Below are 20,556 nucleotides of genomic sequence, written 5' to 3'. Positions count from 1 at the left end.
ATGCGTTGGCTGCTGGTTGGGTGGCTGCTGTGCTTGATCCCTGCGCTGGCAACAGCGCAGGACGAGCCGTTGCGCCTGGCCTTCGACGGTCAGTTGCTGCAAGTGAGCCAGACCCAGGTGCTGGCTCGCCAACCATTGCCCGACACTTTGCAGGCGCCACTGGGCAGCCTGTGGAAGCTGTTTGTCTACGCCTGGCTGGTGGACACCGACGCTCGCGAACCGGTCTATGAGTGCCGCGGCGAGTCGAAGGAAGAAGTCTATTGCTGCAATGCCGGGCAGAGCATCGGTCGTGACCAGGCACTGGTGAAGTCCTGCGGCTTGTATTTCGAGCCACAGCGGCTCGGGCTGTCGGCCTCGAACTGGCGTGATTACTGGCAGGCCCGTCAGGCGCCGACCTGGTTGTTGGATCTGCCGACCTTGCAACCCCAGACGCAAGTGCCCGTTGCGCAATTGCTCAAGGCCCTGGCCACGCTGCCGGCCCAGGAGCAGGCCCGACGGGTGCTGCTGGATGTGGCACTCAGCGCGGCCGACGGGCGACTGGTCGGCGAATTGGGCAGTCGCCTGCGGGTCAAGACCTGGAGCTGGCTAGGTGATCAGGGGCCTTCATCGCGACAGGGCGGTTTCGCCGGTTGGCTGGCCGATGGCACCCCGGTATGGGCCGGTGGCCGCGGCACCAGCCAGCAGGTCCTGAAGGTCTACGGCGAAGGGTTGGCTGCAGCATTGCCGTCACGCTGGCCGGCGGAAACCGGGCGTTGCGTGGAAGTCGGCCTGTTTGCCCGCTATCCCTTGCAACGGGTGATGGCCGGTGACCGTCCGGCCTCGCCAGGTCAACTGCGCGGCGACTACCGCGTCGAATTCAGCAACGGCAATCAACTGGACATCCACAGCGATGGCGAGCTGTTCCTGATGCCCGGCAAGCTGGTGGCGCGCCTGGACCGCGAGGAATACGTCGCCCGGGTCTTGCAGCGCGAAGCCAAGGCCGAGCCTGCCGAAGCTGCCAAGGCCCTGGCCGTGGCGATTCGCACCTACCTGCTGCAGAACGCCCAACGCAACGGTGATTGCCTGAGCATCGACGACAGCAGCCATCGCCAGCGCGTCGCGCCACGCCCGGCGGCGCCGGAAACCCGCGCCATTGCCGCCTGGACCAGCGACCTGGTCCTGGCCGGTACTGATGTCACCTACCACTCCGACCAGCCGGGCCCGGACAAACTGTCCTGGGCGCAAGCGGTGGAACAAGCCAACGCCGGCCAACGCTACGACGCCATCCTGCTGCACGCCTACCCGCGCGCCAGCCTCAGCCGCTGGGACAACCCGGTGGCATCCTGCGAAGCGCTGCCCGCCGCCCAGGACTGGCTGCTGAAACAGCGCCGAGGTTGGCGTGAGCGGCTGGAAAGTGAAGTGGGCTACAACGAAATCAGCGCTTTCGCCGTCTGCCGCGTCGCCTTCGGCCGGCCTTATGTCGACCGCGAGCGCCAGCGCATCTACGTGCGCGGCGTGCTGTCGCTGCAGGATCGTCTCGACCTGACGCATGAATATCTGCACCTGGCCTTCGAAGCTCATCCCAACGGCCAGGATGAAACCTATATCGAAGGGCTCGCCCGTCACCTCTTGCTGGAATAGACCATGACACTCCGTTATCCACAGGTCTTGCTGTTGCTCTGCGCCCTGACCGCGTTGCCCTCGGCCATGGCCGCCGACTCCATCAAGCTCGACACTCCGATTGGCGGCTGGCGCAGCGGTGCGCCCGGCGGTGAAGGCGAAAGTTTCAGCCAGACCGTCAACTACCCGGCCTCGTCGGTCAACACGCCCCCAGGCCAGGCCAACACCGCGCGCATTACTGGGCAGATCAAAGGCGCCCCCAAGGACAGCAACGCGCCGGGCCAACTGATCGTCAACGGTGTGAGCCTGCCGCTGAAACTGGATGGGGACGGTCGCTTTGACCGGCCGTTCTCGTTCCCCAACGGCAGCAACAGCGTCGAAGTGCGCAGCGCCGATGGCCAGCAGCGCCACCGCACGCAATTTCTCAACACCAGCGGCGGCGCGACACCGGCCAAGCTGCGGGTGTTGCTGACCTGGGACAGCGACGGCACCGACCTGGACCTGCACCTGGTTACGCCCGACGGCGCCCACATCTGGTACGGCGACCGTGCCGTCGCCAACGGCGGCGCCCTCGACGTCGACGTCACCACCGGCTACGGCCCGGAAATCTTCGCCATGCCCGCGCCGATCAAAGGCCAGTACCTGGTGTATGTGAACTACTACGGTGGCGGTTATCGCTATCAGGAAGACGGCGAGGACGGTGGAGAACAAGCGCAGCAAGCCCTGACCACCGCACAAGTCACCGTGATCACCGAAGAAGGCACGCCGAACGAGAAGATGGAAACCTTCGTCGTGCCGATGCGGGCGGTGGGTGAGCTGACGTTGGTCAAAAGCTTCAGCTATCCGTAAGTCGCCATCATCAGTCACAACTGATGTTGCAGCCTGTGGAGGTCCCACAGGGAGGATGAGTCGCTAAAAAAACTCACGCGTGAGCTATTGTGAGGTTTCGAAAGTACCTGTAGTGTTTCTCACGCGTGAGTTTTTCACAGTGGGGTCAGTACCATGCCAACCAGCTCTCCATCAGATCCGCCAGACGGGTCTGTAACCGATTCAACGAGCCGCACGGGAGAGCGCGCCAAACCCTCCGCGAAAAAACCGTCGAGCTTCTACATGAAGCAGATGCGCGCGGGCCTGAGTGCCGCCGGGTATGTGAAACACGAGACTTGGGTGCTTCCCGAAAACCGAAGCCTGCTCAAGCAAATGGAGAAACAGCTACGCCAACCGATTCTGGCTGGCTCATTCATGTCGGAGGATTACATGAGCGCAGGTAACAACTGGAACATCGATCGCCTCTACAGCGCCCTTCAGGCCCTGGACGACGTGGTCGCGAACGACATCACTCTCTCTCTCGTCCAAGGCTCCGAGTCCAGCATCAAGCTGGAAATGAATGACTTCGGTGGCTTGCCGATCTACATCGCAGTGGTGGGCGACCAGATCATCGTCGATACCGTCCTGGTGGACGTCGAGTCGATCAACGACGTCGCGGCATTCAATGACGCCGTGCTGCGCAGCCGGGAGATGTTCCCGCTGTCGTCCATCGGCATCGAGACCATGCCCAACGGACAGGTCGTCTACAACATGTTCGGCGCGTTGAGCTCCGACTCCAGCCTGACCAACGTCGTCACCGAGGTCAAAACCCTCGTCGACAACGTCCAGCGCGCCAGCGAAGCCTTCGAACGCTTCTTCATTTAATTCGCCGAATAGGAACCATCCAATGACTCAGTCCATCTGGAGCAAGTTGTTCACCGCACTGCGTGGCGGTGCCAACGAAGTCGGCGAATCGATCGTCGACCAACAGGCCCTGCGCATCCTCGACCAGGAAATCCGCGATGCCGACAGCGCGCTGGCCAACGCCAAGCGTGAGCTGGTCACCATCATGGCCAAGCACAAGCTGGCGACCGATCGCGTCGGCGAATACAACGCCAAGATCAAGGACCTGGAAGCCAAGGCCCTGGCCGCGATCCAGGCCAACCGCGAAGACCTGGCGCTGGAAGTGGCCGAAGCCATTTCGACCCTGACCAACGAACTGGACGCCGAGCAGAAGCACGCGACCGAATTCGGTGGTTACGCGGACAACATGCGCAAAGACATCACCAAGGCCGAAAGCCGGATCAAAAGCCTGCGTCAGCAAGTGGACATGGCCAAGGCCCGCGAAAGCGTGCAGAAGGCCCAGGTCAGTGCTTCGATCGCCAGCGGCGGCGCCAATGGCAAGCTGGAAACCGCTGTCGGTACGCTCAACCGCCTGCAGGCCAAGCAACAGCAACGTGCCGCTGAGCTGCAAGCCCAGGACGAACTGGCCGAGGCTTCGACCGGCTCCGACCTGGAGCGCAAGCTGCGCGACGCCGGCATCACGCCGAACGAAGGCAGCGCCAATGCGATCCTGGAACGCTTGAAGAAAAAATCGGCTGAGTGATCGGTACACGTTGTCCTGAGTGAACCCGTGGCGAGGGAGCTTGCTCCCGCTGAGGCGCGAAGCGGCTCCAAAAACGGGGCCTGCTGCGCAGCCCAGCGGGAGCAAGCTCCCTCGCCACAATAGTCTCCGGCACGTCATGGATTTAATTGTGAGGCAGGTACTTTTATCCAAGCCCCGCAACAGGTTTAATGCTGTCCGGCCACTACGCTCGAGCACTCAGGCGCCAGAGCGATTATCCCGCCAGGAACGAAGCCCCACGGAGTCAGGGACGAAATGTCGATTTTCCTTTTGTTGCGCACGTACGCGTCGTCCTTCTTCCATCGGTTCGGCTGGGCGGGCCTGGCCATTGCGTTGGGCGTGCACCTGTCCACGGCCTGGATCGGCCTGGTGCTGTTGGGCGAGCAACACCTCATCGCCGCCGCCACGTTTATCTACTTCTATCTCACCACCACGCTCACCGTCGGCTATGGCGATCTGTTGCCACAGACATCCGCCGGGCGAATTTTCGTGGCGACCTGGATCATGCTCGGGGGCATTGCCCTGTTGACGACGGTCATCGGCAAAACCACCAGCAGCGTCATCGATGTATGGAGAAAAGGCATGAAGGGCAAAGGCGATTTCACCGGTAAAGTCGGCCACACGGTTCTCATCGGTTGGGAGGGCGCCTCCAGCGAGCGGGTCATCGAATTGCTGCTGCAGGACGAAACGTCCAATGACAACCTGATCGTCATCTGCGATTGCGATCTCGAAGAAAACCCCATGCCTGGCAAGACCTCGTTCATCAAGGGCGACAGCCTGTCCTCCGTCGCGCTGTTGCAGCGTGCCGGCGTGCCGGGTGCCGAACGCGTGCTGGTACGAACCCATTCCGACGACCTGACCCTGGCCACCGTGCTGGCGGTCAATCAATTGGGGCCTGCCGGGCACGTGGTCGCACACTTCAATGACAGCGAAATCGCCGCCCTCGCCAGTGCCTATGCGCCGAGCCTGGAATGCACCTCCAGCATGGCCATCGAAATGCTGGTGCGTGCCTCCCAGGACCCGGGCTCGTCCGTGGTCATCAATGAATTGCTCTGCGTCGGCCAAGGCGCCACCCAGTACCTGATGAAGCTCCCCGAGGCGTTTGAAGCGACGTTCGGCGACCTCTATACCCGGATGAAAGAGCAGCACAACGCTACGCTGATCGGCTACCGCGCCCAGGGCGCCCGCCAGCCGTCGATCAACCCGCCCGGCGCCACCCGCGTCGTGGGCGGAGAACTCTTCTACATCGCCTCCACGCGTCTCAAGGAAATTTCCCATGGGGTGGTTTAAACAGTTGATGGGGCTTGAGGCCCCGAACGCGAACACGACAGCCAGCCATAACGCGCCCGTCACCGGGCCGCTGGGCCTGGCCTCCGGCAAGCAGGTCATGTTCGACTCCACGCTCAAGTTGCTGCTCGACGGCAACAGCGCCGTGGTCATCCCGGGCTCCCAACAGATCTGGAGCCTGGGCATCGTCGACCTCGGGCAGTCGAACTGGCTGTCGCGTTGCTACATGAACGACGAAGACTACTGGCTGCAAGTGCACACCAGCGGCGACATCGCCGGGCAGGTCGAGTCGGTGATCCTGTTCAACTACCTCAGCTACGTCACGATCAACAGCGAAGCGGAATTGCGGCGCCTGGCCGGCCCTGAAAGCCTGATCGGCCTGCCGACCTACACCCACGACGGCGTCGAGTACACCCGCGAATGGGGCACCGAGGCGGGCCAGACAGAGTTGGTAGGGATGAGCGAGCGCGTGAGCAACCCGGATGAGTCCTACAGCGTCGAGCACCGTTCGATGCTGTACGCCCGCGACACCGGCCTGACGGATCGCCGGGAGTTCCTGCTGTTCTCCGTCGAAGAGGACGCCGAAGGCACCGTCAGCCTGAGCACTTCGCTGGGTATTTCGCTGTACACCACTGACCTGAACACTCTTTGAATAAGGAAGAAGTCCATGCTTGAAGCGCTCTCCATTTCCCTGAACAAAGCCGCCGTGCTTGGCTTTGTCATGTACATCCTCGGCGCCGCCGTGCTGTTCGCGTTGTTCCAGTTCATCTACACCCGCGTCACGCCGCACAAGGAATTCGAACTGATCCGCTCGGGCAACGTGGCCGCGGCCATCGCCCTGGGCGGCGCCGTCATCGGTTTCGCCATCCCGGCCAGCAACGTGATCGCCTACTCGATCAGCATGCTGGACTTCGTCGTCTGGGCGGTGATCGCCGCTGTCGTTCAGTTGCTGGCGTTCCTGGTGACCAGCCTGGTGCTCAAGGGTGCTTCGGCGCGCATCAAGAACGGTGAAATCGCCGCCGGTATCTACATCGCTGCCGTGGCCATCAGCGTCGGCATGTTGAACGCCGCGTGCATGACGCCTTCCACCAACTGATTGCGCCACGGAGATCCCGATGAAACGAAGCAAGTACGTCCAGCTTTCGCTGGCCGCGTCGGTCGCCCTGGCGATATCCGGCTGCGGGCCAACGGAAAAAACCTACAAGTTGCAGAAGAAGTACAACTTCCAGTCCGTCCAGCAATGTGTCGATGAAAAGCTCCCGGTGGACATTTGCGCCGACGCCTACATGAGCGCCATGAGCGAGCATCGTCGCATCGCGCCGACGTACGCCAGCCAGGCCGATTGCGATGCCGACTTTGTTCCGGATTGGTGCCAGCAGGATTCGGCCGGCCAGTTCATCCCCAAGCTGGGTGGTTTCGAACTGAGCGCCGATGGCGAAGTCACGCAATCCCAGGTCGACGCCGCCCGCGCCCAGTTGCCGGCTTCGGAAGCGAACGTCGGTGGTTCAGGCTTCGGCAACCTGCTGACTGGCATGCTGATCGGCAACATGTTGAGCGGCAACCGCAACAGCTACTACTCCGAGCCGGTCTACCGCTACCGCGATGATCGCGGCAACTTCGGGTCTTCGACGCTCAGCCAGCGGGTTTCCAGCGGTTCGACCTTTACCCGGTCCAACCAGGCGCGGTACGGCAGCTATACCGACTCCATCAAGAGCAGCAAGGCGATGTCCGTCGCTTCGTCCACGTCTCGCGGTGGCTTTGGCAGCAAGTCCAGCGCCCGCAGCGGTTGGGGCGGTTCGAGCAGCTCCGGCGGTTGAGGAACCAGCGCCATGAAGAAGATCCATTGCGCAGAACGTCATGACTGGAAGCAGACGGCCGAGCAGCTCGGCTTTCTGTTCCACACCATCGACGACGAACCCTATTGGGACGAAAGCGCGTACTACCAGTTCACCCTCAAGCAGATCGAGGACGACCTGGAAGACCCGACCACCGAGATCCATGAGATGTGCATGGACCTCGTGGCCCGCGTGGTCCAGAGCGAAGAACTGCTGGAGCGCCTGAGCATTCCCGCGCCGTTCTTCGACCTGGTGCGCACTTCATGGCTGGAAGGCCACCCGCACCTGTATGGGCGCATGGATTTCTCCTACAACGGCACGGGCCCGGCCAAGCTGTTGGAGCTCAACTACGACACACCGACCAGCCTCTACGAGGCGGCGGCGTTCCAGTGGGGTTGGCTGGAGCAATGCATCGAGCGCGGTTTGCTGCCGGCCCATGCCGACCAGTTCAACAGCATCGACACCAAGCTGCACCAGGCCTTTGCCCAGTTGCAGCTCAAGGAGCCGTTTTATTTCGCGTCGATGAAAGGCTCGGTGGAAGACAAGGGCACCACGGACTACTTGCGCCTGATCGCGGAAAAAGTCGGCATTGAATCGCGGCACATCGATATCGAAGACATCGGCCTCAACAGTGACGGGCGTTTTGTTGATCTGGAAGAGCGCTGGATTCCGCACCTGTTCAAGCTGCATGCCTGGGAGTTCATCTTCCACGAGCCGTTTGGTGAAGCGATTGCCCAGTGTGATACGCAGTTTTTCGAGCCGGCCTGGAAGTCCATCATCTCGAACAAAGGCATCCTGCCGTTGCTGTGGGAATTCAACAAAGGCCACCCGAACCTGCTCGCGGCCCACCTGGATACCGACACCAGCAAAGCGGTGCCCAAGGGCTGGGTGCGCAAGCCGTTCTTTTCCCGGGAAGGCGCCAACATCGAGCTGCAGACCGCTGATGGCCTGATCGTAAAAGAAGACGGCCCCTACACCGACGCGCCGTTCATCCTCCAGGAATTCGCGCCGCTGCCACGCTTTGACGACAGCTACACGCTGATCGGCTCCTGGGTCATCGGCGACCAGGCCGCCGGCATTGGCGTGCGGGAAGACAACAGCCTGATCACCAAGGATTCAAGCCGGTTCCTGCCGCACCTGATCCTTGACTGATTCTCTGGGTTAAGCACTGAACCCCTGTGGGAGCGGGCTTGCTCGCGAAGACGGCAGCACAGTCAATATTGATGTCGCTTGATGCACCGCCTTCGCGAGCAAGCCCGCTCCCACAGGTTTAGGTTTCACCGAAGACTTTCCTCAGGTCCACCAGTACCGCACCAGATGAAAGAAGATCGGCGCCGCGAAGCACACCGAATCCAACCGGTCGAGCATGCCGCCGTGGCCTTCGATCATGTGGCCCCAGTCCTTGACGCCGCGGTCGCGTTTGATCGCTGACATGACGATGCCGCCGGCAAACCCCAGCAGGTTGATCAGCAAGGCGATGAGGAACGACTGCCAGGGATTGAACGGCGTGATCCACCACAGCGCGCCACCGATCAGCGAGGCCAGGAAAATGCCGCCGACAAACCCTTCCACGGTTTTTGAGGGCGACAGGTTCGGCGCGATCTTGTGTTTGCCGAACAGCTTGCCGCAGACGTACTGCAACACATCCGAGAGCTGCACCACGATCACCAGGTACGCGATCAGCAACAGGTTGCGCCCTTCGAAACCGGCGATGTCCAGCGTCAGCAGAGCCGGGACGAAGGAGATGCAGAACACCGCAATCATCAAGCCCCATTGGACCTTGGAAGCGCGCTCCAGGAAGTGCGTGCTGTCGCCGCCCAGGGACGCCAGGATCGGCAGCAGCAGGAACACATACACCGGGATAAAGATCGAAAACAGCCCGTACCAGTCGTAGTAGATCAACAGGTATTGCAGCGGTAGCGCCAAGTAGAACGCCGCAACCAGGGCTGGATAATCACTGCGCCGGGTCGGGGTCAGGGTGAGGAATTCCCGCAGGGCATAGAACGACACCGCGTAGAACAACAGGATCACCGCCGCATTGCCGAGCCAGAACGCGATGCCGATCACCAGCACCATGATCCACCAGGCATTGATCCGGGCATTGAGGTTGTCGATAACCGAGTTCGGCGCGCCTTTGGTCCGCAGCCTGAGAATGAAACCGATCAACGAAGCCAGCACCAGAATGGCGCCGATCCCGCCAAACAACATCAGGGTATATCGATCCATGTCAGACGTGCTCCGGGGCCAGTGCCAGCAGCGCGGCGCGGCTGCGTTCAAGAAATTGCTCTTTGCTTTCACCTTCTTCGATGCACAGCGGCGCGCCGAAACTGGTGGTGCATAACAGCGGCAGCGGCAGGACACGGCCCTTGGGCATGACGCGGTTGAGGTTGGCGATCCACACCGGGATCACCTCGACCTCGGGGTGGTTTTTCATCAAGTGATAGATCCCGCTCTTGAAGGGCAACAGGCCTTCCTCCGGATTGCGCGTGCCTTCCGGAAAGATGATCAGCGAGTCGCCGTTTTCCAGCGCATCGAGCATCGGCTGCAATGGGCTGTAGGAAGGATCCTTGCGCTCACGGTCCACCAGCACGCCGTTGAACACCCGGTTGATGATGTAGCGACGCATCGGGCTGGTTTGCCAATAATCGGCCCCCGCCACCGGACGGGTGAGCTTGCGCAGCGCCGGCGGCAGCGAGGCCCAGAGCAACACGAAGTCACCGTGGCTGCTGTGGTTGGCGAAGTAGATCCGCTGCACCGGCGTCGGCGCGCAGCCGAGCCACAGGCTGCGAGCGCCCGTGACCATGCGAGCGGCGGAGGTGATGAGGTTGGCGACCACGGGTTCGAACATGAGGATTCCTTATCCTGAAAAGGCTAACCAGGGACTGGCCAGGATGAAGCCCAGCACCAAGACAACTTGTATGGCCAGCAACCGCGACTGCCGACGCAGCAGCAACAACGCACCGTGCCGGCGTTCGGTCCAGAGACGGCCGGCGCGTTCGGCCGGTTGCAGGCCCAGCGAGGTGAGGGCCTGGTCCAAGGTGTAGGTGCGTTCGGCCAGGGATTGGGTGCTGTCAGCCATGCGCTGAAACAGATCGGCATCGAATGCCACGCGCAGCGCCCAGTATTTTTCCAGCACGCCGAAGACGATCAGTGTGGCACTCAGCAGCAGCAACCACGGATCGATGACGCCCACCAGCCATTGGCCCAGTCCTACCAGCGCTGCCAGCAGCGTCAGCCCGGTGGAAAACTGGTCCAGCGAGTGCCCTCGGCGCAACAGACTTGCCACGGTGTGGAGTTCCATATCAGTGATCATGGTCATTTCCCGGCGTTGTGGATAACTGTTCCAGCGCTCGACGGTGCGCCGCGTGCAAGACGATACGCGGTCGAGCGCGCTGGATTTGCACGATTGCCGCATCAACGTTCGCTGCCCGCCCACTGTGCAACAACCAGGCAACCACCGCGGTGGCGCTGCGTGAATAACCCAGGGCGCAGCAGACCAGCACCGGCCCGTGCTGGCGCAGGTTTTCGATGGCCTCTGCCGCTTTCAGGCATTGCTCGGCGGTCGGTGCGGTCAGGTCGAGCACCGGCAATGAGCGATAGGCGACCCCCGTGCTGTCCAGGGACAGTTCGGCGCAGAGGTCGAGCACCCCGGTAAACGCGCTGTCCTTCAGCTCCATCGGCGTGGGGATTCGCCCGAGCCAGACGCCATCCGCCACCTGATCCGGCTGCGGATGCTGGCGCGTCCACCAACGCGAATTGATCCACGCCGCCGCCAGATAAGGTGCCAGCAACCAACGCGCCGCCGGACTCAAGCGGCCGTCGGCACGCTTCTGGAAACCGTCGGCACCGAACAGCAGGTAATTCAACGCCACCATTAGCACCGCGACCGCCGGCCAGATCAGCCAGAGCCACGCGCCGCCGAAGGCAAACGCCGGGATGAACAGCGCCGCCGCGCCCAAGCCATAACGCAAGGCCAAGCGTCGGCGGGCAGGATCCGTCGCCAGACGCGCACTCAGCAGCGGACTCGGACGGTCCAGCGGCCACAGCCAGACACACAGCCAACCGGCCAGCGCGCCCGTGGGCAGGTCAATGAAGTGATGTTGATACGTGGTCAGCACCGACACGCCGATCAACGCGAACCAACCGTGCATCACCCAGCGCCAGAAGCCCTGCAGATGCCGCTGATAGCAGACCCACAGCACCACCAGCAACGCGATGTGCAGCGACGGCGCCTGGTTGAACGGCTTGTCGAAACCCGCCAGCACTTCGAACAACCAACCGAACACCCCGTCCATTTCCGGGCGGGGGAAGGTAAAGCGCAACGGCCAGAGCAAAAAGCAACTGACCGCAATCGCCTGGGCCGTGAGCAGGCGCAAGGCGTGGCGCTTGAGTTCGTCACGGCTGGTGGGTAACAGCAAGGACAGGCCGTACAGCAGATCGATCGACCAGTAAGGCACGATGGTCCAGGCCATGAACGGCATGTGGTTTTCCCAGGCGAACACGAGCGTGCCGACGTCGTCACGCTGGGAGGTGACCCAGGTGGCGAAGCCGTAAGTGGTGAAGAACAGCGGCGCCAGCAACAGCAGCCACAGCACCGCCGGTTTCAGCAGTGCGGGTTCGCGGGCTGGAGCGATGACGGCGCTCATTACTGCACTCGCTGCGCCAGCGAAACGCTGAAAATGCCCCATTCATCGACACGCAGGGTGATCTTGCGGAAGCCCGCCGCCTCAACCAATTGATCCATCTCCGCTTGGGTGCGTCGTCGCATCACCCAGGCTTGCCCTGCGCGGTGGCTGGTGAGGGCGCGGGCGATCAGTTCCAGTTGCGGGTGCCACGGCTGGCCGGTGTAGACCAGGAAACCGCCAGGCTCCACGGCTTCGGCCAGGCCGGCGAGGGAGCCACCGACCAGTTGGTTGTCGGCAAACAGCTCGTACAGGCCCGACACCACGGCGAGGGTGGGTTTCGGTTCCAGCGCCGCCAGATCCTGGCGGTCGAAGGCATCGCCTTTGACGAATCGGGCGATGTCGCCCAAGCCTTTTTCCACGATCAGCGCACTGCCGTCGCGCACGTTGATGTCGCTGTAGTCGCGCAGCAGAATCGACTCGGGCAACGGGCTGACGCCTTGCAGCGCTTCGAGAATGTAACGGCCATGGCCGGCGGCGATGTCGACGATGCGCACCTCGCGGTCTTGGGCGCGCAATTCGGCCATCGCCAGGCGCAGCAATTCCTCGACGTTCAGCTTGCGTTGGCGAATGCCGCGCCAGCCGATGGAGTTCAGGTAATTCTGGTCAATCATCTTGCCCAGCGCCGAGGTGCCGGTGGGGCGGTTGCGGTAGACGTAGTCCAGGGTGCTGCCGGAGTCGAACCCGGTGTCGAAGCCCAACTTCACCCCAGCCGACAACTTGCTGCCAAAGCGCATGCTGGCGCGGGTCATGCGCCAGTAGAGGTCGCGCAGCGAATTGTGCGGCAGCGGCGTGGCCAGGGTTTCGGCTTCGGCGCAGGTCGCGCCCAGGCGATCGGCGTCGAGCAGGGAAGGGCGGTCCAGCGGGCGGGCAAAGTTCTGCAGGATGAAGCGGCGGGCACTGGCCACGGCCGGCGCTCGATTCTTCTCGCCGAGGGTGTCGTGGAAGAAACCCGGCAGGATGTGCTTCTCTTTGTGCAGGCTGCCCAGGCGCTCGAAGAACTGCTCCTGGGGTTTGCGGTGCACGACAAAGTCCGAGCCGGAGATCAACAGTTGCGTCGGCACCTGGATCGCCTGGGCGTCGGCCACCACGCGGTCGGCGGCTTCGTAGAGGCCCAGCAGCACGTTCACCGAAATGGCCTTGGTGATCAACGGATCGCTGTCGTAGGACGCCACGCGCTCCGGGTCATGGCTGAGGAATTTCGCCTTGACGTAGCTGTTGACGAAGAAATTGCCACGCAACTTGCGCATCAGCGCCAGGCCCGGACGGGCGAAGGGTACGTAGAGCTTGACCTTGAACGCCGGCGACGCCAGCACCAGCGAGCGAATGCGCGGCGCGTAGTCGTGGACCCAGGTGGACGCGATCACCGCGCCGACGCTTTGTGCGACCACGGCGATGTTCGCTTCGTCGATCTGATGCGCCGCGCCGATGTGATCGCAGAAGGTCTGCACATCCCGCGCACTGGTGGCAAAGCTCGGGCTGTCGCCCCGTTCGCCAGGCGACTGGCCATGACCGCGCGAGTCCCAGGCAAAGAAATCGAACCCGGGCAGGTCCAACTCATCCACCAGGTGCGCAATGCGCCCGGAGTGTTCATGACCACGATGAAACAACAACACAGCCTGGCGGGGTTCACCCGCCGCCGCGTCGACAGCCGGCCAGTGCCGGTAGAACAACTCCACGCCATCGTGGGTAGTGAACGTCAGTTCCTGGGCTTCGCGCATTGCAAGTTCCTTTATGCTGAGGGAGCGTTTTCCTTCACTTGGCCCAGGCCATGACGGACCCGATTGACCAAGGTATAAACCAGCAGGGCGGCAACCACCGCCATCACACCATCTACCCAGAGCGCCCCGAGCCAACCCAGGGCAATGCCGGTCGCCAGCACGCCCAACACAAAGGCGCGATCACTCTTGCCCATCGGCCCGTCATACCGCCGCGAAGCCCCCACCATCGCCCCCAGCACGCCGGCGTATTCGCTGAACAACGCCAACAGCGTGACCAACAACACGAGCAACAGACTGGTATCGGCAAACAGGGCAAAAGGCAGGATCAGGGCAGCGTCGGCGATGATATCGCATAGCTCATTGAGGTAGGCGCCCAGATGCGATTGCTGGCCAAACTCACGCGCCAACATGCCGTCCACGGCATTCAACGCCATGCGCAGGAACATCCAGATCGGCACCAGGACGAAGATCCACGGATGGTTGGCAAACCAGGCGATGACCGCGCCGACCAATACCGAAACGATGCCGGCGAGCACCGTGACCTGGTTGGCGGTGACACCGTTGTTGTAGAGGCGTTGAACCATGGGGCGCAGCAGGTTTTGAAAGGCGGGCTTGAGTTGGTAGATGGAGGGCATCGGGGTGAGATCTCGGCCGGTTGCGGGGCTGGGCTTATACAGGTGCGAGATTACGATAGGTTGAGGGGTTGCAGGCGGGTATTTCTCGAGAATGAGGGCGGATAGGCATCTATTCGCGTATTTATCTGCGCAAGACGCCTAGGAAACTGAAAAAAAGCTGACCCTGTGGCGAGGGAGCTTGCTCCCGCTGGGCTGCGCAGCAGCCCCAAAGCCATTCAACGCGGTGACCGGGTAGGTTTACGACTGCTGCGCAGCCGAGCGGGAGCAAGCTCCCTCGCCACAATACCGACCTCACCAAAATTCCCCTGTGGGAGCGAGCTTGCTCGCGATGGCGATACGGCAAACAAATAGATCTTCAGCTTTACCACCCAGACAAATAAACAAGGAGTGTTTCAAATGCTGAAAATGGATTGGCTCACTAACCACATGGATAAAAGCGACCAGATGGCCGAGTGGCTCCATCGGGAGTTCAGTTATGAATTCGCCCAGCAATCCCTCGCCAGTTGGCAGCAGGAATTCGCCGCGGGGCAGCACGATGGCCGTTGGAAGTGCCTGATCGCCATGGAACACGACCAGTTGCTCGGCGGCGCTTCACTGGCCAGCCACGACCTGCCTGACCAGCCAGAGCTGGGCCCGTGGCTGGCGTGTGTATTCATCACCCCAGAGGCTCGACGCAGAGGGCTTGCGGCGCAGTTGATCGAAGGCATCTGCAGTCATGCGCGAGAGGCTGGAATCATCACCTTGTTCCTGCACACCCACAGCCAACGTGATTATTACGCCAAGCTGGGTTGGGACGTGTTGGAACGCTTTGAGGCTTGGGGGGAAGAGCAATGGCTGATGGCGCGGTGTTTATAGTCATCGGCGGGTTTTCCACGCCAAGCGTCTAAATTTAGCGAATCGCCCTACATCCATTCCCTCTTTTCCTGACTTATTTCTCTCGCCATCGCAGGCAGAGTCTCGCGCCCACTCCTGCGCCGCGAGCTGCCTGCATGAAGTTCCCTGACAAGATCCCGTCATTAACCGGCGCCATCGGTTCGCTGGTCTTGGCCGCCATGAACTCGCCCGATGTCGAGGAAGTACTGCAGGACTTTCGCCGCTGCCTGGGCGACTACGACAGTTGGGCGGAAAGATTCTGGACCAATCGGACGCTGGACATTAAGCAGGTGTTTAAAGTTGGCCAGGAGGTGTCGCTCGCACCCGCGAAGGACGATGGCAAGCAGGTCAGCGCCGTGGTGGCGAGGTGTCCGGCACAAGGCCCGCTGACGCTGGTGCACATGTTCCAAGCCTCGCGTTTCGTGCCGATCGGCGACACACCAGTGGTGTTGGAACCGATCACTAAAGACGAGTGGGGGAAGGAAATCTTTGGCGATCCGATCCCTCATGTCATTGGCCCCAGCGGCATTTTGGAAATATCCGAATGCGACCGCGGCCAGCGTTACCGCATCAGTTTCTTTCCAAATATCACGAGCGATCATGTCGAGGCGCTATACGCGTCCTACCAGCGCGAGATCGTCGAGCTCGAAGGTTGGCTGAAAGCGGAATGGAGCGAGTTTCAACCGTTGTGGAAGGCGTCTTCCGAGAGCGGTTTTGTAAAGCGCTTCAACGCATTGCAGGACGCCCAGCTACGTGGCTTTGAAAACGCCCTGTTTGGGCTATGGGACGACGTAAAACAGGTCTTCGATCTGTTGGCGGATCTACAGGCCAACAGTGAAAAACTGCTGGAATACCTCACCGAGACTGAGCTTGAGCAACTGCTGAAAGCCTCATCGGAGGCAATTGCCAAAGGCCTGATGATCCTCAGCGACGAGCCCTTGCTCTTCGTCTACACCGCGGCGTTCATCGGTTGGCTGCGGATGCTGCCGCCGCAGTACCTGGCCGAACTCCTGGGGGAAATGCGCGCCTCGATTTTGATCAACTTCCTCTTGGCGCGTGTGACCGGTGGGCTGGGCGTTGGGCTTCGTATGAGCGGCAAAGTGTTGCGCCATGTCCGCTCGGAACGCGCCCGCGAGTGGTTGCAGGCATCGAGCCAGCGTTTGGGCCAACTTGGCGGCGACAGCCTCAACAAACATGCCGATGTACTGAAGCCAGTAGTAATCGCCGGCCAAGGACCGTCGGTGGGGCCGGCGCCTGTCAGACCGTTACAGATCGCCACTGGGGATTCCGCGCCGCTATCGGTCAGCAACCCGGCTCCGATCGTGCGGGAAAAATCCCAGGCATCTACGCGACTGAGTAAATACGAACCCCACGACGACGCCCCCACCCAATCGAAAAACCCCAACGGCGACCCCGCCGACACCGCGTCCCAGACCCAGACCAGCGGCTGCCCGGTGTCGATGGTCACCGGCGAAGAACTGCTGACCCTCGACGATGGCACCCTCGATGGCCGCTTGCCGTTCGTCTTCACCCGTTTGTACCGCACCAGCGCCGCCGACCTGGATGTCGGCCTCGGGCGCGGTTGGAGCCATGCCCTGGCCCATCGCTTGGAGCTCAAGGGCGAGCAGGTCACCTGGGTCGACCAGGAAAACCGCCGCACGACCTTTCCGCTGCCCAGCGCCCAGCGTCCGGCGATCCACAACAGCCTGGCCCGCGCGGCGATCTACCTGGGCACCGAGGCGGATGAACTGATCGTTGCGCAACCCGGTGACGGCGCAGCATTCCTGCACTTTCGCGACGGCCACCTGAGCGCCCTCAGCGACCGCTACGACAACCGCCTGACCGTCCAGCGCAACATCCACGGCGACATCTGCCGCCTGGACAACGGCGCCGGGCGCGCCCTGCGCCTGCGTTACGAGCAGCGGTACCTGATCGCCGTCGATTACCAGAGCTTCCATCCCGCTATCACCCTCGACGAAGCCTGGCGGACCGAACAGACGCTGGTGTCCTACCGCTACGACGGACGTTTGCGACTGATCGAAGCGACCAATGCCGCCGGTGAAAGCGAACGCTACGACTACGACGACCAGCACGTCATCCTCCAGCGGCAACTGGCCGGCGGGGCGAGCTTCTACTGGGAGTGGCAAGGCCTCGGGCCGGCGTCTCGCTGCGTACGGCATTGGGCCTCGTTTGCACAGATGGACAGCCGCTACACCTGGGGCGAAGACGGCAGCGTCACGGTCCGGCACTTGGATGGCAGCCAGGAGGTGTATGTCCACGACGACCGGGCGCGGCTGGTGCGCAAGGTCGAGCCCGACGGCGGCGAGCACCTCAAGGCCTACGACGAGCAAGGTCGCTTGATCGCCGAGCAGGACCCGCTGGGCGCCGTGACCGAATACCGCTACGACGACGTCGGACGGCTGGTGGCGCTGCTTCCCTCGGACGAGACGCCGACGTCCTACGAATACCGCAACGGTTTCCTGCACACCTGCGCGCGCGGCAAGGCCGTGTGGAGCTACCGGCGCAATGCCCGGGGGGACGTGATCGTCCTCATCGACCCGGACGGCCGGCGCACGGAATATGCCTACGACACCCATGGGCAACTGCTGGCGACGTATGACCCGGACGGCGGCGAACATCGCTTCACCTGGAGTCGCCTGGGCCAACTGACCGAAGAGATCCTGCCCGACGGCAGTCGCCGGTGTTTTTCCTACGACGCCCTGGGGCGTTTACTCAGCCGCCAGGACGAACACGGCGCGCTCACGCACTACCAATGGGACGCCGTCGGCCGCCTGCTGCAGGTGACCTTGCCCAACGGTGCCACCCGGACCTGGCGCTACAACGCCTACGGCAAGGTCACCGCCGAACGCGATGAACAGGGCCGTCTGACCCGCTACGAATACGCCGACGACCTGCACCTGGTCAGCCGCCGCCTGAACCCCGACGGCAGCGAGCTGAAATACCGCTACGACTCGGCGCGGCTGTTGCTGACCGAAATCGAAAACGAATCCGGCGAAAAATATCAGCTGGACTACACGCCCAACGGCTTGATCCGACAGCAAGTCGGCTTCGACGGCCAACGCACCGCCTACGCCTATGATCTCAATGGCCACCTGCTGGAAAAAACCGAGCACGGCGAGGACGGTTCGCAACGGCTCACCCAGTACCAGCGCGACGCGGCCGGGCGGCTGCGGGTCAAGACCTTGCCCGACGGCCAGGCCGTCGAATACCGCTACGACGAACTGGGCCGGCTGGTCCACGTCAACGACGGCAGCAATCATCCGCTGGCCTTCGAGTACGACGCCCAGGATCGGCTGGTCTGCGAGCACCAGGGCTGGGGCACCCTGCGTTATCGCTACGACGCTTGCGGACGCCTCAATCACCTGCGCCTGCCGGACGACAGCCAACTCGACTACCACCATGCCCCGGGTGGCGCACTGACCGCCATCGACCTCAACGGCTCACGCCTGACCGAACACCGCTTTGTCGGCGGACGCGAACGGCAACGCCAGCAAGGCCGGCTGCTCAGTGACTACGACTACGACGAACAGGGCCGCCTCAAGGCCCAGACCGTGTGGCAGAGCCAACAGCAGCAACTGTTCTGGCGCGATTATGCCTACAGCGCCAAGGGCAACCTGCAGACCCTTTCCGACAACCGAAGCCGCCGCAGCTACCAGTACGACCCGCTGGATCGCCTGACCCGCATCGATTTTTCCCACAGCGAACCGCCGGAGCACTTCTGCCACGACCCGGCCGGCAACCTGCTGATGCAGGACCGCCCCGGCCCGACCACCCTCAAGGGCAACCGCCTGCTGAAGGAGGGCGACCGCCACTACGACTACGACGCCTTCGGCAACCTGATCCGCGAACGCCGCGGCCAGGCCCTGGTCAGCGCCTATCGCTACGACAGCCAGCACCGCCTGATCGGCGTCACCACGGCCGATGGCCGCGAAACCTCCTACCGCTACGACGTCTTCGGCCGACGCATCAGCAAGACCGTGGATGGCCTGACCACGGAGTTTTTCTGGCAGGGCGACCAGGTCGTCGCCGAAAACAGCCCGCGCCACCACCGCAGCTACGTCTACGAACCCGGCACCTTCCGCCCACTGGCGATGCTCGATGGCGAAGGCCTCAAGGCCTGCCCGTTCTACTACCACCTCGACCACCTGGGCACGCCCCAGGAACTGACCAGCCACAGCGGCCAGGTCGTCTGGTCGGCTCGCTACAACGGTTACGGCCAACTCACCGAACTCCAGCACGGCGGCGGCGAACAGCTGGAACAACCGCTGCGCTTCCAGGGCCAATACTTCGACCCGGAAAGCGGCCTGCACTACAACCGGCACCGCTACTACAATCCCGAGACTGGCCGCTATTTGACGCCTGATCCGAGCAAGTTGGCGGGTGGGTTCAATGGGTACCGGTACACCCTGAACCCGACGGGGTGGGTGGATCCGTTGGGGTTGGTGGATTGTCCGGGGAAGGGTGGGTGTAGGTCGGCGGTTGGGGAGCAGGATCCGGCGGTTAAGGTTGGGGTGGATGAGGGGGAGTCGAAGCTCCCTCAAGCCAAGCCAAAAGATATCTATACCTATCGAGGTGACTCACGAGAGCCTTGGGAAATATTTGAGGCAGGATTCGAACCGTTAGGATTTAGTACCGATCTATTTTTGCATGCTAAAGATAATCGAAGTCCACCTAGTATTTATGTAAGTACAACCACTTCAAAGGCAGAGGCAATAAAATTCGCGACTGGTTATGGATTTGAGTCAGGATATGTATACGTGTTAAAAAATGTGCCGGGTATTGATGTGAATAAAAAACTGGGTTTGATGTCGCCGCATCGAAAGGAAGTGGAAATAGCTGTGCCTGGAGGAGTTGATAGGAAAGACATAGTAGGGGCAACGCCAGTGAATGAAGATGGATCCTATGTAGGCTACTCAATGCCCAATTTTGACAGGTGAGGATATGACTTCTAGAGAAGTTGCGATTGAAATTGACGGCGCCGTTAAAAGCGCAATTTTTGAGTGTGATCGAAAAACTATGGCTATGACCGTAACGATGCCAGATGGATTAGTGAAAAATTACACGGCGTCGGATTTGTATTTGTGCTTAGGAATGGTTAGGAGAGACTTTCCGAATGTAAAGTTTTTATGCAAGGGAGCCAAAGTTAATGTGTACCCTTCGCGAATGTCTTCGCAAATGGCTGGAGGCGTAGTTGCTTACGAAGTTCATTGGGGAGAATCGGCAGGTAAAAATAACATAGTCAATATTTTTGATTATGAAGATAAAGACTTAACCAACGATATTACAGAGCAGGCTGACTACCATCAGCGCTGGTTGCAGTCTTTGGGCGCTGGTTCGTGATTTGCTCCCACAGGTTCATCAGTGTCTTGGGTGTTGATCGAAAGCCCCTGGACGTCTGAAAAAATGCTGAACCTGTGGCGAGGGAGCTTGCTCCCGCTGGGCTGCGCAGCAGCCCCAAAGCCATTCAACGCG

At 61.7% G+C, this 20,556-nt stretch carries 18 protein-coding genes; 12 read left to right on the top strand and 6 right to left on the bottom strand.

The window, feature by feature from the left end; all coding sequences use genetic code 11:
* From HU749_RS26505 to HU749_RS26465, 9 genes are all read left to right on the top strand, one after another.
* On the top strand, positions 1 to 1,620 hold the full coding sequence (locus HU749_RS26505) for a DUF2300 domain-containing protein (RefSeq protein WP_186652281.1): 1,620 nt from the start codon (positions 1 to 3) through the stop codon (positions 1,618 to 1,620).
* Positions 1,621 to 1,623: 3 nt separating this feature from the next.
* Positions 1,624 to 2,448 carry a YfaP family protein gene (locus HU749_RS26500; protein WP_186652283.1) on the top strand — a complete coding sequence of 275 codons (825 nt, stop codon included), beginning with the start codon at positions 1,624 to 1,626 and terminating at the stop codon, positions 2,446 to 2,448.
* A 261-nt stretch (positions 2,449 to 2,709) separates the two neighbouring features.
* Positions 2,710 to 3,291: a YjfI family protein gene (locus HU749_RS26495; protein WP_095963446.1), complete on the top strand. Its 582-nt coding sequence runs from the start codon at positions 2,710 to 2,712 to the stop codon at positions 3,289 to 3,291.
* Positions 3,292 to 3,313: 22 nt separating this feature from the next.
* The gene (locus HU749_RS26490) at positions 3,314 to 4,012 is read left to right on the top strand and encodes a PspA/IM30 family protein (RefSeq protein ID WP_003185899.1); all 699 of its coding nucleotides are present in this window, start codon (positions 3,314 to 3,316) and stop codon (positions 4,010 to 4,012) included.
* Positions 4,013 to 4,285: 273 nt separating this feature from the next.
* Entirely contained in the window at positions 4,286 to 5,320 is a 1,035-nt protein-coding gene (locus HU749_RS26485) for an ion channel (protein ID WP_014340426.1), read from the top strand.
* Entirely contained in the window at positions 5,307 to 5,969 is a 663-nt protein-coding gene (locus tag HU749_RS26480) for a DUF2491 family protein (protein WP_014340425.1), read from the top strand. The genes HU749_RS26485 and HU749_RS26480 overlap by 14 nt, the downstream gene beginning before the upstream one ends.
* 15 nt (positions 5,970 to 5,984) lie before the next feature.
* The gene (locus tag HU749_RS26475; protein ID WP_014340424.1) at positions 5,985 to 6,413 is read left to right on the top strand and encodes a DUF350 domain-containing protein; all 429 of its coding nucleotides are present in this window, start codon (positions 5,985 to 5,987) and stop codon (positions 6,411 to 6,413) included.
* Between the two features lie 19 nt (positions 6,414 to 6,432).
* On the top strand, positions 6,433 to 7,134 hold the full coding sequence (locus HU749_RS26470) for a DUF1190 domain-containing protein (protein WP_046064801.1): 702 nt from the start codon (positions 6,433 to 6,435) through the stop codon (positions 7,132 to 7,134).
* Positions 7,135 to 7,146: 12 nt separating this feature from the next.
* Positions 7,147 to 8,304, top strand: a complete 1,158-nt coding sequence (locus HU749_RS26465) for a glutathionylspermidine synthase family protein (RefSeq protein ID WP_014340422.1) — start codon at positions 7,147 to 7,149, stop codon at positions 8,302 to 8,304.
* Positions 8,305 to 8,445: 141 nt separating this feature from the next.
* Here the strand turns inward: HU749_RS26465 and HU749_RS26460 are convergent, their stop codons facing one another.
* Genes HU749_RS26460 through HU749_RS26435 form a run of 6 tightly spaced genes read right to left on the bottom strand, consistent with a single transcriptional unit; the run spans position 8,446 to position 14,190 of the window.
* The gene (locus HU749_RS26460; protein WP_003205974.1) at positions 8,446 to 9,378 is read right to left on the bottom strand and encodes a phosphatidate cytidylyltransferase; all 933 of its coding nucleotides are present in this window, start codon (positions 9,376 to 9,378) and stop codon (positions 8,446 to 8,448) included.
* Position 9,379: 1 nt separating this feature from the next.
* Positions 9,380 to 10,000, bottom strand: coding sequence for a lysophospholipid acyltransferase family protein (locus HU749_RS26455; RefSeq protein ID WP_046064799.1), 621 nt, complete (start codon positions 9,998 to 10,000; stop codon positions 9,380 to 9,382).
* Between the two features lie 9 nt (positions 10,001 to 10,009).
* Positions 10,010 to 10,465 carry a hypothetical protein gene (locus HU749_RS26450; protein ID WP_186652285.1) on the bottom strand — a complete coding sequence of 152 codons (456 nt, stop codon included), beginning with the start codon at positions 10,463 to 10,465 and terminating at the stop codon, positions 10,010 to 10,012.
* Complete coding sequence (locus HU749_RS26445; protein WP_186652287.1) at positions 10,455 to 11,798, bottom strand: phosphatase PAP2/dual specificity phosphatase family protein; 1,344 nt, start codon at positions 11,796 to 11,798, stop codon at positions 10,455 to 10,457. The genes HU749_RS26450 and HU749_RS26445 overlap by 11 nt, the downstream gene beginning before the upstream one ends.
* Positions 11,798 to 13,555, bottom strand: a complete 1,758-nt coding sequence (locus tag HU749_RS26440; protein ID WP_186652289.1) for a bifunctional alpha/beta hydrolase/class I SAM-dependent methyltransferase — start codon at positions 13,553 to 13,555, stop codon at positions 11,798 to 11,800. The genes HU749_RS26445 and HU749_RS26440 overlap by 1 nt, the downstream gene beginning before the upstream one ends.
* Positions 13,556 to 13,566: 11 nt before the next feature.
* Positions 13,567 to 14,190 carry a CDP-alcohol phosphatidyltransferase family protein gene (locus HU749_RS26435; RefSeq protein ID WP_079302758.1) on the bottom strand — a complete coding sequence of 208 codons (624 nt, stop codon included), beginning with the start codon at positions 14,188 to 14,190 and terminating at the stop codon, positions 13,567 to 13,569.
* A 396-nt stretch (positions 14,191 to 14,586) separates the two neighbouring features.
* Here HU749_RS26435 and HU749_RS26430 point away from each other — a divergent pair, with 396 nt between their 5' ends.
* The 3 genes from HU749_RS26430 to HU749_RS26420 all read left to right on the top strand — a co-directional run bounded on the left by HU749_RS26430 (position 14,587) and on the right by HU749_RS26420 (position 20,424).
* Positions 14,587 to 15,045, top strand: coding sequence for a GNAT family N-acetyltransferase (locus tag HU749_RS26430; protein ID WP_186652291.1), 459 nt, complete (start codon positions 14,587 to 14,589; stop codon positions 15,043 to 15,045).
* Between the two features lie 134 nt (positions 15,046 to 15,179).
* A complete protein-coding gene (locus HU749_RS29505) occupies positions 15,180 to 20,021 on the top strand; it encodes an RHS repeat-associated core domain-containing protein (protein WP_217870559.1) in 4,842 nt (1,613 codons plus the stop codon).
* A gap of 4 nt (positions 20,022 to 20,025) precedes the next feature.
* The gene (locus HU749_RS26420) at positions 20,026 to 20,424 is read left to right on the top strand and encodes a hypothetical protein (RefSeq protein WP_186651643.1); all 399 of its coding nucleotides are present in this window, start codon (positions 20,026 to 20,028) and stop codon (positions 20,422 to 20,424) included.
* Positions 20,425 to 20,556 lie beyond the last annotated feature (132 nt).

It is taken from the genome of Pseudomonas ogarae (assembly GCF_014268695.2).
GTDB lineage: Bacteria > Pseudomonadota > Gammaproteobacteria > Pseudomonadales > Pseudomonadaceae > Aquipseudomonas > Aquipseudomonas kilonensis.
Note: the sequence above shows the minus strand (reverse complement) of the source record. Positions and strands in the feature narration are given on the sequence as shown.